Here is a 14,110-nt window from a genome sequence, read left to right as displayed (position 1 = left end):
AGAAAAATCAAAAGGGCAGATAGGCTTCCCCTTTTCTGCCCAAATAAAAAACGCCCCTCAGGGCGTTTAATGTGCTTTAAAACACATAAGGTCGAACAAAGATCAAAAAGAAAATTCCAAGCATCAAGAACCACTTTAAGAAGTAGTACAGTTGACGGTTGGTTTTCTTCAAAGCTTTGGCTTTGATCCGCACTTGATAGACATAACCAAAGACTTTATTCAGCCCACCCGTTTGATCCCCTGCTTCATTTGGAGAGCTGGCAGCGGTCATAATTTTTTTACCAAACCAGTGATTGAAACGTTCCATAAAGCGTGTCTTTAACGGACGCTCGACATCGGCAAAGAAAATAATGCGGTTTTGGTCGGTCTTATTTTCTGCATAGTGAATATAAGTTTCATCAAAGACCACACTTTCACCATCACGCCATGAATAGCGCTCACCATCCACATCAATAAAGCAGCGGTCATCATTCGGTGTGATCAGCCCCAAGTGATAACGCAATGAACCCGCATAAGGGTCACGGTGACGAACCAAACGGCTGTCTGGTGCCAGTTCAGTAAACATCGCGGCTTTAATGGTCGGCAAGGTTTTCAGCAACGCCGTCGTTTTTGGACAAAGTTCAGCAGCTGACGGATGCGCAGAGTCATACCATTTCAGATAAAAACGCTTCCAGCCTGTTTTGAAAAAGGAATTAAACCCTAAGTCATCATAACTGCTCGATGCTTTAATTCCGCCTTTTTCATATAAAGCTTTTGCTTCATCACGAATCATTTCCCAGTTTTCATCCAACACCCTTAAGTCTTGAAAATGCTGGGTGTCGATATACGGCTGATTCGGCACCTTTGAAAACATGTACATGAGGTAGTTTATCGGCGCAAGAATCGTTGAGTGATCGAAAAATTGACGATAAAACGAGTGACGAACCTTCCCACGTTGCTGAATATAAAGTGCAGAAAGAATAAAAATCGCCAGAATGATCCACTTAATCATATGAAGACCTGGAAACTAAAGAAAACGAAATAAAAGAAAAAGACCGGTATTCGGTCTAGACTGCGAATTGTAACATAGGCTGCAAAGTACGTCCTATTTCCAGCTTTTCATCACAAGTTTTCATTCTGTTTGGGTTTACCTGCAAGTGTAGCATTGACTAAATTGCCAAAATCGGCTCAAAGATTGACTTGAAATATAAGGACGCTGTCTAATCATTTTTTGAGCACTCATCCATAAAAAATCTTAAATGAAACAAAAACTTCACTCTATTTAGACCACATCATTTAAAAATACATCACGCAAGCACACGAAATAATTGAATAAAAATAGATGACCCTTGCGTCACGGCTTGATACAACTTGTTATGTTCTTTTTCGATATAGTTATCGTAAGATTGGCGGAGCATAGATGTACGTAGGAATGACGTACTCGCTTCACAACATCAACTTAGAAGTCCTCCAAAATAAAGGAGATCAGGCATGATCCACGCTGGCAATGCCATTACCGTCCAAATGCTTTCGGACGGAATTGCAGAATTCCGCTTTGACTTACAAGGTGAGTCGGTCAACAAATTTAACCGTGCAACGATTGAAGATTTCAAAGCTGCAATTGACGCTGTTAAAGCAAACGGTGACATCAAAGGCTTAATCGTTACTTCGGCTAAATCTACATTTATCGTTGGCGCAGATATTACTGAATTTGGTGCAAACTTCGCTCAAGGCGAACAAGCGATTGTGGATTGGGCATTGCCTGTTCACGACATCTTCAACGCGTTTGAAGATTTAGAGATTCCTAAAGTTGCAGCGATCAATGGTATGGCATTGGGCGGTGGCTTTGAAATGTGTCTCGTGTGTGACTATCGTGTGATGTCAGACGTGGCTCAAGTCGGTCTTCCTGAAATCAAACTGGGCATCTTCCCTGGTTTCGGTGGTACGGTTCGTTTAAGCCGTCTAATTGGTATCGACAATGCAGTTGAATGGATGGCGATGGCTAATCCTAAAAAACCAGCTGCTGCACTGAAAGACGGTGCGGTTGATGCAGTTGTTTCTGCGGACAAACTACAAGACGCTGCGATTGACTTGGTTAAACAAGCCCTTGCTGGCCGTGTAGACTGGAAAGCAAAACGCCAAGAAAAACTTGACCCAGTTAAATTGAACCCAATCGAACAAATGATGGCGTTCAACTCGGCAAAAGGTGCAGTTCTTGCAAAAGCAAATCCTGCTCAATACCCTGCGCCTAAACTTCTTCTTGACTCATTACAAGCAGGTGCAAGCCTTCCACGTAATGAAGCACTTCAAGCTGAAGCGGCTGGTTTTGCAAAAGCAGCGATTACACCACAAGCAAATGCGTTAATTGGTCTATTCATCAATGACCAAGTGGTGAAGAAAACCTCGAAGAAATATGAAAAAGGTGCGCACCCTGTAAACCAAGCGGCTGTATTGGGCGCGGGTATTATGGGTGGTGGTATTGCTTACCAAGCGGCAAGCAAAGGCACACCAATCATCATGAAAGACATTGGTAACCCGCAACTTGCTTTGGGTATGAAAGAAGCCAATGGCTTACTGACCAAACAAGTTGAACGTAAGAAAATGAAACCTGCTCAAATGGGTGAAACTCTTGCGCGCATTCGTCCAACTTTAAGCTATGACGAGTTTAAAGAAGTGGACATCGTGATTGAAGCAGTAACTGAAAATCCAAAAGTAAAAGGCATTGTACTTGCTGAAACTGAGAAGAATGTTCGTGACAACACGATCATTGCTTCAAATACTTCAACAATTTCAATCACACGTTTGGCTGAAAACCTACAACGTCCTGAAAACTTTGTCGGTATGCACTTCTTTAACCCAGTACACATGATGCCATTGGTAGAAGTGATCCGTGGTGAGAAGACTTCGGCTGAAGCGATTGCGACCACTGTGGTTCTTGCTCAGAAAATGGGTAAAACACCAATCGTTGTAAACGACTGCCCAGGTTTCCTTGTCAACCGCGTATTGTTCCCTTACTTCGGTGCATTTGACCTGCTATTGAAAGACGGTGCTGACTTCCAACAAGTCGACAAAGTCATGGAAAAATTCGGCTGGCCTATGGGTCCTGCTTACCTAATCGACGTTGTTGGTATCGACACGGGCGTTCACGGTGCAGAAGTCATGGCTGAAGGTTTCCCTGACCGTATGAAGCCAGACTTCAAAGGTTCAATCGAAATCATGTACGAAAACAAACGTTTGGGTCAAAAGAACGACGTTGGTTTCTACAAATATGAACTTGACCGTAAAGGCAAAAAAGCCAAAGTGGTTGATCCAGCTGCGTATGAGCTTGTTGCTACTGTGGCAACTGCGGAAAAACGCGAGTTTGATGCTCAAGAAATCATTGACCGTATGATGCTTGCTTTCTGTAACGAAACTGTTCGTTGCCTAGAAGACAACATCGTCGCGACTGCTTCTGAAGCAGACATGGCTATGATTATGGGTGTAGGTTTTCCTCCATTCCGTGGTGGTCCATGCCGTTACATCGACCAAACAGGTGTTGCTGAATATGTTGCACTTTGCGACAAATACGCACACTTAGGTAAGGCTTATGAAGCGCCACAGATGTTGCGTGACATGGCTGCTAACAACAAAAAATTCTACGGTTAAGGAGCAACGTGAATGGCTACTTTAAATCCACGTGACGTTGTCATCGTTGATGGCGTACGTTCAGCAATGGGTAAAACCAAAAACGGTATGTTCCGCAATGTACGTGCTGACAGCTTATCGGCTGAATTGGTTCGTGCTTTAGTTGCTCGTAACCAGTTTGATACGAATGAAGTTGAAGACCTGATCTGGGGCTGTGTAAACCAGACTCTAGAACAAGGGATGAACATTGGCCGTAACATTGGTTTATTGGCTGACCTTCCAAAAACTGTGGCAGGTCAAACAGTTAACCGTCTTTGTGGTTCATCTATGCAAGCGCTGCACACCGCTGCTGCACAGATTGCAACCAACCAAGGTGATATCTTCATCATCGGTGGTGTAGAGCACATGGGCCACGTAGGCATGATGCACGGCATCGACCTCAACCCAGAAGCATCTAAGCACTATGCAAAAGCGTCTAACATGATGGGCTTAACTGCTGAAATGTTAGGTCGTATGAACGGCATTACCCGTGAAGAACAAGATGCGTTCGGTGTTGAGTCTCACCGCCGCGCTTGGGCTGCAACGCAAGAAGGTCGTTTCAAAAATGAAATCGTAGGTGTTGAAGGTCATGATGCCAATGGCTTCAAAATCCTTTGCGACATCGACGAAGTGATTCGTCCAGATGCAAACCTTGAAGCATTCAAAGGTTTACGTCCTGTATTTGACCCGAAAGGCGGTACAGTAACAGCAGCAACGTCTTCAGCTTTGTCTGATGGTGCTTCTGCAATGCTACTGATGTCTGCTGAACGTGCTCAAGCTTTAGGTCTTAAGCCACGTGCTGTGATTCGCTCTATGGCGGTTGCAGGCTGTGACGCTGCGATCATGGGTTATGGTCCTGTACCTGCAACTCAGAAAGCGCTTAAACGTGCTGGCTTAAGCATGGCAGATATCCAAACCATCGAGTTAAACGAAGCGTTTGCTGCTCAAGGCTTATCAGTCATGAAAGGCTTAGGTGTGTATGAGAAGCAAGACATCATTAACTTAAATGGTGGTGCGATTGCACTGGGTCACCCATTGGGCTGTTCTGGTTCGCGTATTACAACGACATTGTTGAACGTGATGGAACAACAAGATACGCAAATCGGTCTTGCGACTATGTGTATCGGTTTGGGTCAAGGTATCGCGACAATCATCGAACGTGTTTAATATTTAGTTAAATACTGAGATAAAAAGAACCCCGCTTATTGCGGGGTTTTTTATCAATTCTTAAAATCAACATACTGAAATGTATTCATTTAAATAAAAAATTTATTAATTTTTAATATTATTTATGCATAATGCTCAAGCAAATTTATCAAAATCAAATAAGAGCACTTATGAAAAAAATTGTATTACCCCTTATTGCTAGCTTGGCATTTACTGGTTGTGCGACTACAAAAATTTCGCCTGAAGCACGTCAACAATTAAACCAAACACAATCTAAAATTCAGGTAAAGCCCGTTGCGATTTTAGTTAACTCCTGCTTGCTGACCAATGAATTAGGTAAAGATTTAGTGCTAAACGAACCATCGCAGCTTACAAGTGAAAAATTTATTCAAACATTTACACAGCAGTTAAACCACCACGGCGTAAAAGTAAGTGAAACTGCAGCTCCATTCATTTGCGGGGCAATGTCAGAAGAACAACTTAAAAAATATGAATTTCAAACAGCCCCAAACATAAAGCGAGCAGCAATCAGTACATACCCTCTTCTAAATCAGAGGAATAGCAATATGACTACAGAACAACATGCAGCCGTTTTAGCATTAAATCAATTCATTACTAAGTCAGATCAAGTGAACTTAGCAAATACTCAAAATACAAAAAACAATCTAGCAAGCCCTAAACTAGATGATGCGACGATTAATACATTAAAAGACTGGTCACAATCTGACTATATTTTTGTGGTATCACTAGATGGATTAGATGCTTCTGTTGGCTCTAAATTTGCCTACGGCGCGTTAAGTGTGGGTGTTACACTTGCAACAATGGGCGCAGGTGCAGGATTAGTAACAGCATATTTACCCAAAGAAGGTCAGCACTATTCTGTCCGTCTTTTAGACTTAGATAAACAAGCATTTGTGTGGAATAAATATGACATGCTTAAGGGCAGAATTTTCTCTGCTAAAAACCATACTGTTCAAGCTGATGCAATTTTAAATCCGTTATTTGAAACTACGACAAATTAATCGCAATATCATCCAAAGCAGTATAAAACTTTCAGTTAGATGAAGTATGGCGAGTAATAGAATATATAAACCTTCTATTCTACTTACTCGCTTTTTAATTTACCTCAACACTTCTATTTCCCATCAACTCAACTTAGCTCTAAATTTTGTGCCAACAACGTCGCAAAATGCTGCTTAATCCGATTGCCCTGCTCATCGACCCGATGCAGCTCCCCAACATTTTCATTGTATTTCACAATCTTCCAACCCTCGTATAGCGCACTTAGCTCTCCTGCTTTAAACGCAAATGGAAAGTCAGGCTGCGCAGGAATATCATCGGTATCCATCGCACAGACAATCAAGTTAAATCCATTTACATTTGTGGCTTGTTGCATCTGCGCAATCAATGGTTTCACAGTTGGCGCTTCTAAAAACATCATCACTACCGTACAGCAAATAAAGTCGTATGTGCCGGTAATGCTTGGGTCAGCATTTAAATCCCGCTGTTGTACGTGAATATTTTGAATGCCTTCGGCATCTATAATTTGCTGTAATTTTTGCAAACTTTGCGGATTAACATCCCAAGCATCCACCTCAAAGCCCTGCTGGCTTAAGTACAGCGAATTTCTCCCTTGTCCACAGCCGACATCCAAAGCCCGACCACCGTGTAAATATGGCGTAGCCGCCAAAATTTCTGAGTGCGTAGGTGAAAGCTGATATTTCTTATAAAAATAATCCTGCGGGGTACAGTAAAACTGTAGTTGACACTCTATGTCGTCGCTGGTCGAAACAATTTTGTGCCATGCTTGAGGCTGAATAAACGGTGGCTGTTGCTCAGCTGTAAATAGATGTTCAGATTGCACTTGACCAGCCTCATCTAAAAAAGCAAAGCTCAGCTCACCTTGATAAATCTTTAGCTTGGCCCACGTGCCTGCTTTGGTATTGTGTTGATTTTTAAACCCTTGCGGAATGGTCTGCGCAGTCCACACAGGCAGTTCTTTATAACAAATCAAGTCTTGCATCAGCCAATTCCCACCCTTGTTATGACGTATTCGCTAGTCCATAGTTTTTATCGAAGCTTGTATGATCATATCCAGTTCCTACTCAAATGAACATTCATTCAGTGACTAGAAACAGTAGATGGATAAGAAATAAAATCTGTTGCCACGGCATTGAGCAACTCATCGAACTTTCATGACTTTAAACTTTTGAGCTTTGGCGCCTTTTTGAACATTTTAATGATAGGCTTAAAGACAATAAAAATTCAGCTTAACTATATTTCAAATGATTCGGAGTCTATCGATGTTTTCATCACCTTTAAAAACCATCATTTGCTTAGGCGTCATGGCAACATTTTTCACAGGCTGTACCACCAAAACCCTGATGACCAAAGACAATAAAACCTATACCCGTACCAACAAAGTGACCTTAATCGAAGACCAAGTGGTGGCTTTTGGCAAACCCGCTCAGCCTCTGCCGAATTTACCTGCGCATAGTTTAGTGATTGCAGGCCAACAAAAAAGTTATGTCCTTACCCAAGGTGGGCCTCAATTTGTCAGCTTGATTGGAAAACTGGACCCGAAAAATATTCAAGTCACCCGAGAACTGAGTTTCTATTCAGAAAAGAATGATGGTCATTTCACAGGGACTCTACCACTGTCTTATGTGAAACTCAAAGAGGACATCAGTAAGAAAGATCTGGAATTTTTTATTCAAAATGGCGCGAAGGAATGTTCAAGTTCCAGTGATGAACGCATGTTTGCACAGCGTTTCTGTTTCGAGATCAAACTGGCAGGTGTGGTTTACCCTGCGGCGAACAATTTAGCCTCCTTAAAAGCCTTGAGTAAGCCTTATCAGGTGAGCATTTATACCCATCAAGAGGAAAGTTATAAATCGAAGTCGGGCATGAATCCTTTTGAAAAATTAGTGTTACTGCCTTTTGCCGTCGCAATTGATGTGGTCAGCCTGCCCTTCCAAGCAGCCGATAAAATTTTTGATTAATTCAATACAAGCACAGCGCCTAGAACGAATCAGGCGCTGTGCTGTTTTGTGAAAGATTTAAATTAAGAGTTCACCCATCAACCAAGCCATATACTTTTCTTTGTCCATAAAGTCAGGCGCACTGCCTGTATCTAAACTGAAGTACTGTTGGTTGAACTGAATCACGATTTGTTCGGTGTGGTGCCAGTCTTCGATCATTTTGAAATATTGGTTGAAGAAAAAACGATTCTTCCCCCAGTTGCTTAAACGTTCTAATTTTGGATAGTTTTTATTTTCTACAAACTCACTATACACATGCTGAATATCATCAAAAACGTGTATGGTTCTCATGACTCACCTGCCTGCACTGAAAAGTCGTCATCGTTGTGATGCTTTTACTCTAGCAGCCAATTTTGAACAAGAGATGACAGTCCGCTTACACGACTGTCATCTTTGCACGGTGTTATAACTTCTGTTCCACCTCTTTTTGGGTCTGTTTTTCGACCTGCTGCATTTGGCTATTCAGTGCCAAAATCTCTTTGTACAGCGCATTAAACTGCTGTAGTGGTGCATCTTCATAAAACATAAAGGTGTTATTTTTCTTTTCCCATTGGTTATTTTTCAGCACCAAGAAAATTTGATCCGCTTTGGCTAAATTCTGCTGTTCAAGACTAAACAGGCGGGTGGCTTCATGGCTTTTTTCACTGGCTTTCATGCTGTCGGTCAGTTGATGGCGGAACCGCGAAGATATTGCTAAATCTTTGGCCTGAGCAATGGCCTCTTTTTGACGTTGTTCAACCTGCTGTGCATAGCTATCGACAACAGTATGTACGTCTTTCAGCATTTGCTCCGTTTCAGCATAATTGTTCTTTTTGTCTTTGCTTAATCGGTCAATATTTAAAAATTGATCCCAATTTAAGGCTTTTAAATCTCGCAGATATTGATTGCGCGCTTCGGCATTTTGCAGCATATGACTGAGCACAAACTCCGCCATAATTTGATAGTCACCTGTCAGACGTGGGTCTTTTACATCGACTTGAATTGGTGTGGTCCAATCTTGAGCTTGTTTGTAAATTTGTTCGGTCTTTTCATACAGCACCGTTTCATAGCTTTGTAGCTGCTGCTGCTCTTTTTGTTGTTGAGAATACTGATAAAACATCCAACCAAAAACGGCACTGGTCGCAAGAACTAAAATCAACACGATACGTCGCATGTTCAGCTTCCTCTTCATTTCTTTTCATCATAGCAAATAAAGGCACATGATCAATATTTCAACATGTTATCGATATTTGAGGACGCTAAGCCCGTACCTTCCCCAAGTGGATGAGGAATGTACGGGCGATAAACGAATAAGGACGTGTTACTTTGCTGGAGCTGTTCTCGGCTGCTGACTATTCTGTTGAATCCCTTGCATAAAATTCCGATCAATCTGCCCAATCGAAATTTGTTCACGGGCAATTTGTACATTGGTCGCATTACGGTCAATGCCAAACGGCTGTAACATAATATACAAACCTTCAGTTGGATTAGACGACTGCAAACCAGCGGCGATGTTTAAGACATGTTCACGTAACAAAGGAGGCACAGAATTTAGATCTGCGGTGACCGCAAGGGGCAAAATATCGATGTTTTGAGTGATGGTCGGATCGACCACAAAAGATTGTGCATCATCCTGCAACTGAACTATACGGTGCTGCAAGGCTTTACGAATATTTTCATCCTGTTGATAAGGAATCACACCCGTTTCAGCACGTAGCTCTGATTCCGCCATGGTTTTAAAAGTCGGTAGACTCACGATCTCACCATTGGCTTGCAGCAAAGTCGGCATAAAAAGAAGAGCGTAACAAAAAACGGGAAGAGAATTTAAAAATTTCATAAAACAATCCCAAACGATAAGAGATGTAAAAAGGCATGCTCAAACTGAGCGCCTTCACTCTATTGTATATTTTTCGATCTTTATGCTGCGTAGTTGTCAGATAAACGGTCAAACCCAAAGGGTTCAACTGATTGAATCCATAGTGAAACCGCTTTTTTTAATGGCCCTGCTTTAAATTTTATAACTCATCCCCATCATTTCCTTAATTGCTCTTTTTACTATTTTTGAGAAATCCCATGCGTGTAGATATTTGGTCAGATGTTGTTTGTCCTTTTTGTTATATTGGCAAAAAACGTTTAGAAGCGGCGGCTGAACAAGCTGGTGTTGAATTGGAAGTGCACTGGCACAGTTTTGAACTGGATCCAGATGCACCAGTACGCCAAGAAATTTCGAACTCAGAACGTCTCGCACTAAAATATGGTCGCACAGTCGCTGAAGTTGAAGAGATGCAACGTAATATTGCCAAAATGGCTGCGGAAGAAGGCATTGAATTTAACTGGGAAAATGCCAACTCAGGCAACAGTTTCAATGCACACCGTATAATTCACCTTGCTCAAAGCCATGGTTTAGGCAATGAAGCTGAAGAAGCCTTTTTCTTTAGTTATATGACGCAAGGCTTACCGATTGGTGAACGTGAAACCATTGAAGATGTGGCCTCTCGTATTGGCTTAAACCCAGTTGAAGTAGATGATGTGCTGGATTCTGACGAATACGCAGATTTCGTGAAGTTTGACCAAGAAGTGGCCCGTGAACAACTGAAAGTAACGGGTGTACCTTTCTTTGTTTTCGATCAGCGTGTGGCTTTAGCGGGTGCACAACCACGTGAAGTCTTTTTACAAGTCCTTGAAAAAGCACAAATGCCAGCAGAAGAAAATAATGCGGCACAGTGTTCAGATGAGTCTTGTGAAACACCCAAACAATCATAAGGATACTCGATTCAGAGCTTAACTGAGCCCTATCCATAGATAAGAAAATCCCCGACCTTCGGGGATTTTTTATAAGTTAAAAAAATGGACTTGTGTTTAATCGACCAAGAAACTAATTTTAAGATTGACCCGATATTCTACAATTTGGTTGTCCTTAATCACCACTTTTTGTTCATTGATCCAAGCACCTTGAACATTCTTCACCGTCTCGGTGACTTTTGCGATCCCTGTCTGAATCGCATCTTCAAAACTTTTAGCACTGCTTGAATTGACTTCTACCACTTTTGCAATGGCCATCTGTTTGTCCTCAGCTATTGTTGTTTTTGCCTGTTCATCTTAGGTGAATTTTTAATCAAAAATAGATGACTTAAACATTCCACAGCAAAAACTTACACAGTGTGCACAATCAAAAGACTTCAGAGTGGTGAATATTTAAACAACTAATCATGTAACTCTACGTCCTTTTTCAGGTCTCATTTCAGACAAAAAAGTCCTACTTTCAAGCTTCATTTCAAACTTGAAAATCTAAATTTTCACTTTAAATTTAAACAGCTTAGCACTGGAGTAAAAACTCTACACCAAACTAGAGCATTTATTCTAATTTATTGTTTTTTAACAATAAATGAACCAACCATTCATCTTTTAATGGCCTAAACCAGTGCTTAAATCGATCATTTTTTGATATTATTCATGCGAAATTTATCTTTTTAAAACTCCCAGTCTCCTTAGTGAGACCTCCTTTTTAGAGGAAATATCATGAACGCTGTTAAATATGCTTTGGCTGTCGCTGTAATGGCTCTTTCTGCAACTGTTTCTGCACAAGTTGTTTTTGTTCCAGATTTTCCTGTAAAAAAACCAGCAGACACTCAAACGGCAACGGCTGATGCTCCTGCGGCTGCACCACATCAAGAAGCGTAATTTGCGCTGACTTGGTCAAAAATAGGCAATGTTGATTGCCTATTTTTTTGCCCAAAATTGCAAAGAACTGACAAAAAATTTCAGCTATGAACCCTCTAGGACAAAAATATTTAATCCAATCTGTGCTGAAATCGAAATTATCTACATTTTTCACTACCCTTTTCTCGTATCACATGCAGAATAATTTTTGCCTATTTATTCTTTTCTAATTATGATCAAACAAGAAGACCCAATTCCAAAACCGATAAATTAAATGCACTCAATAGCACATGCCTATGCAAAATTTACAAGCCCTCATCCAAGGCCGTATTACGCCCCAAGCCATTGACCTTGATCAATTGATTGCGTTTGCACAGCAGTATACGCAGCCGACTTCAGCCGAATATAAATTACTTGAACTGGCCATCAATATGGTTTTGGCAAACTACTTGGAACAAGCACAAAAACAACTTTAGAGTTCAGCGCATGAAAGCAATCGAAAAAGCACTGCTGATCAAAGAACTGCATCAATTGATTGATGGTTTGGAGCATCAACCTCTGTCTTTTTTTGAAATTGCGCGCTCGAAAAAACGCATCCGTGAAATCTTTGCACTCTGTGATGAACCCATTTTTCAAAAACAACTCGAAGCCTATAAGGTGCTGACTCAGCCTCAAGCTGTAGCTGAACGCTGGATACAACAAAGTCCCTACCAGCATGCCTACATTGGACTGTTTCAATATGAGTCTGCTTTAACCGATGCCTTAAAACAGCAGACGGCTTTCGCATGGGGTGTTTTATATAAATCAGGTTTAGGTTGGCAAATTGCTTTTCAAAGCACCCCACCTAAACTGTATAGCAGCCCATGGCACATAAAGTTTGAACACGCTTACCAATGGTTTTTGAGCCATGTACAAAGCGCTCAACAGCCCGAGAACATACCTTTTATTACGACACCAGAAATATCCGAAGAAGTTGCAAAAGTTGCAGAAGTTGCAGAAGTTGCAGAAGTTGCAGAAGTTGCAGAAGTTGCAGAAGTTGCAGAAGTTGCAGAAGTTGCAGAAGTTGCAGAAGTTGCAGAAGTTGCACGAGACCAGTTTATCCTGCCCGTTACAACCACATTCCATAAAAAAACTGACATAGGGCATGCACAGGACAATGTAGTTACCAATGCTTTTGTTTTCACGGGTATTGAGCTTTTAAGCATTGCTACAGGTGATGATACATTGGCTAAACAGCCCCAAGATTCTGAGTCATTGCTCACCGAAGTCAGCCCAGATTCTGGTCTGGTTTTATCTGAGTCTGAAGCAGAGCTTCAAGTCGAAACTGAAATACAACCTACATTTGACAGCAGCCCAAATGCAACTCAAATTGAAGAAACGGAACTCAGCTCTTTTAAACAAAGCACTGTAGAAGAAGTGATCTCTATTAATGCTATTGAACTAAGTATCAAACAAGATAAGGAACCTGAAAATCAGTTCGATATCGTACAAACAGATTTAGAGCCTCAACCTGAAGTATTAGCAGAAAATCATTCACTTCTCAGTCATCTGCCTCTTTTAAGTGATGAGCCATCTCAACCTCAGAAAGAGTCTATAATCGATGCTGTTGCACCCATTCGATTTGACCTTAAACCAAGTGCATCTATTTCAACGCTTGCCATTCAGGACTTTATCCAAAGGCGATCGATCTTAGCTGAACCACAAGACACAGACATTTCATTTGTATCTCATCAGCAAAATCCACTTGAAAGCAAAGCGACAGCACCATGCCCTGCTATGCAGAGTAGCCATACAGACAACACAGAAACAATGGCACTTGCTGCGCCGCAACCCATACTGCCCACCCAGATTCATCTGGGGCAATATCAAGCGCAATTGCACACGCTGCATCAACCAAATTTAGACCCTACGCTGTATGGCCTCGACATTTCAGGGCACACCGAGATCAGTCAAAATATCGAGTTTCTGATCCACAGCGACCAACTCGATCACTGCTTGGACTATCCCATCTATTTGGCAGAACAGACTAATCAGCACGGAAGGTTTATTAGATATCTGGCTCTATTCGGTGCTGATAGTCCCACGGAAGCCATTCGCCTAAGTCAACAATTTGCCCAGAGTTGTCAGCATCAAGTCGCAGCCATTCGCGAAATTGAATGGGACCAGCTACAGGGTCACATGCATGATGTATTTTCAATTTTTCAGCTGTATACCCAACAGGCCAAACTGGTATGGCATATTGAAGACTACCATCCATTTATTCTGGCCGATCTACTCAATAGCCGTAAATTCATCCAGTTTGAAGAAAGCCCCGCGGACGTAAATACGCCCATTTTAGTGTTAAAAGAACGACAAAAAATTCGAGTGATTCATGGTCAAAAGCGGGTTGAACTCTCACGTACCGAGATCGCCTATCCATGCTTGGTCTTAGACCGACAACACGGCGTCAGTTGGCAACTGATTCAAAATACGATTTCCACTTTGCCTAAACCTATCACCGTGTTTCAATTATTTGATTCTATTCAAAAACAACTGAGCATCGAGTTGTAGAGTTTTGTATTTTCTACTTGTGTTCTTATGTGAAATTTACAACACTAAAACATCGAAGAACAATAAAGTAC

14 protein-coding genes are annotated in these 14,110 nt (G+C 41.5%); 8 read left to right on the top strand and 6 right to left on the bottom strand.

What is annotated here, in order from left to right; all coding sequences use genetic code 11:
* Positions 1-76: 76 nt before the first annotated feature.
* Positions 77-991: a lipid A hydroxylase LpxO gene (gene lpxO, locus GVX98_RS01340; protein ID WP_159127057.1), complete on the bottom strand. Its 915-nt coding sequence runs from the start codon at positions 989-991 to the stop codon at positions 77-79.
* A 479-nt stretch (positions 992-1,470) separates the two neighbouring features.
* On the opposite strand from lpxO, the gene fadB reads away from it, so the two are divergent.
* The 3 genes from fadB to GVX98_RS01325 all read left to right on the top strand — a co-directional run bounded on the left by fadB (position 1,471) and on the right by GVX98_RS01325 (position 5,831).
* Positions 1,471-3,624: a fatty acid oxidation complex subunit alpha FadB gene (fadB, locus tag GVX98_RS01335; RefSeq protein WP_159127056.1), complete on the top strand. Its 2,154-nt coding sequence runs from the start codon at positions 1,471-1,473 to the stop codon at positions 3,622-3,624.
* Between the two features lie 12 nt (positions 3,625-3,636).
* Entirely contained in the window at positions 3,637-4,809 is a 1,173-nt protein-coding gene (gene fadA / locus GVX98_RS01330; RefSeq protein ID WP_004692736.1) for an acetyl-CoA C-acyltransferase FadA, read from the top strand.
* A 170-nt stretch (positions 4,810-4,979) separates the two neighbouring features.
* Positions 4,980-5,831: a hypothetical protein gene (locus GVX98_RS01325; RefSeq protein ID WP_159127055.1), complete on the top strand. Its 852-nt coding sequence runs from the start codon at positions 4,980-4,982 to the stop codon at positions 5,829-5,831.
* Between the two features lie 128 nt (positions 5,832-5,959).
* On the opposite strand, the gene tehB is transcribed toward GVX98_RS01325, so the two are convergent.
* Positions 5,960-6,832: an SAM-dependent methyltransferase TehB gene (gene tehB, locus GVX98_RS01320; RefSeq protein ID WP_159127054.1), complete on the bottom strand. Its 873-nt coding sequence runs from the start codon at positions 6,830-6,832 to the stop codon at positions 5,960-5,962.
* A 280-nt stretch (positions 6,833-7,112) separates the two neighbouring features.
* Here tehB and GVX98_RS01315 point away from each other — a divergent pair, with 280 nt between their 5' ends.
* The gene (locus tag GVX98_RS01315; protein ID WP_159127053.1) at positions 7,113-7,811 is read left to right on the top strand and encodes a hypothetical protein; all 699 of its coding nucleotides are present in this window, start codon (positions 7,113-7,115) and stop codon (positions 7,809-7,811) included.
* Between the two features lie 57 nt (positions 7,812-7,868).
* On the opposite strand, the gene GVX98_RS01310 is transcribed toward GVX98_RS01315, so the two are convergent.
* The 3 genes from GVX98_RS01310 to GVX98_RS01300 all read right to left on the bottom strand — a co-directional run bounded on the left by GVX98_RS01310 (position 7,869) and on the right by GVX98_RS01300 (position 9,666).
* Positions 7,869-8,141, bottom strand: a complete 273-nt coding sequence (locus GVX98_RS01310) for a hypothetical protein (protein ID WP_005400961.1) — start codon at positions 8,139-8,141, stop codon at positions 7,869-7,871.
* Positions 8,142-8,253: 112 nt separating this feature from the next.
* Positions 8,254-9,003 (bottom strand): hypothetical protein, encoded by a 750-nt coding sequence (locus GVX98_RS01305; protein WP_159127052.1) that lies wholly within the window; start codon positions 9,001-9,003, stop codon positions 8,254-8,256.
* A gap of 147 nt (positions 9,004-9,150) precedes the next feature.
* Entirely contained in the window at positions 9,151-9,666 is a 516-nt protein-coding gene (locus GVX98_RS01300) for a hypothetical protein (protein WP_159127051.1), read from the bottom strand.
* Between the two features lie 236 nt (positions 9,667-9,902).
* On the opposite strand from GVX98_RS01300, the gene GVX98_RS01295 reads away from it, so the two are divergent.
* Entirely contained in the window at positions 9,903-10,592 is a 690-nt protein-coding gene (locus tag GVX98_RS01295; RefSeq protein ID WP_062035216.1) for a DsbA family protein, read from the top strand.
* Between the two features lie 96 nt (positions 10,593-10,688).
* On the opposite strand, the gene GVX98_RS01290 is transcribed toward GVX98_RS01295, so the two are convergent.
* On the bottom strand, positions 10,689-10,889 hold the full coding sequence (locus tag GVX98_RS01290) for a dodecin family protein (protein WP_004978694.1): 201 nt from the start codon (positions 10,887-10,889) through the stop codon (positions 10,689-10,691).
* Between the two features lie 459 nt (positions 10,890-11,348).
* On the opposite strand from GVX98_RS01290, the gene GVX98_RS16730 reads away from it, so the two are divergent.
* The 3 genes from GVX98_RS16730 (at position 11,349) to GVX98_RS16725 (ending at position 14,039) form a co-directional block, all read left to right on the top strand.
* Complete coding sequence (locus GVX98_RS16730; RefSeq protein ID WP_004692748.1) at positions 11,349-11,510, top strand: hypothetical protein; 162 nt, start codon at positions 11,349-11,351, stop codon at positions 11,508-11,510.
* Positions 11,511-11,785: 275 nt separating this feature from the next.
* A complete protein-coding gene (locus tag GVX98_RS01285; protein ID WP_171503300.1) occupies positions 11,786-11,965 on the top strand; it encodes a hypothetical protein in 180 nt (59 codons plus the stop codon).
* A 10-nt stretch (positions 11,966-11,975) separates the two neighbouring features.
* Positions 11,976-14,039, top strand: a complete 2,064-nt coding sequence (locus GVX98_RS16725; RefSeq protein WP_171503299.1) for a hypothetical protein — start codon at positions 11,976-11,978, stop codon at positions 14,037-14,039.
* Positions 14,040-14,110: the final 71 nt, after the last annotated feature.

The sequence above is a fragment of the Acinetobacter sp. 8I-beige genome, assembly GCF_902505955.1.
Lineage (GTDB): Bacteria > Pseudomonadota > Gammaproteobacteria > Pseudomonadales > Moraxellaceae > Acinetobacter > Acinetobacter johnsonii.
Note: the sequence above shows the minus strand (reverse complement) of the source record. Positions and strands in the feature narration are given on the sequence as shown.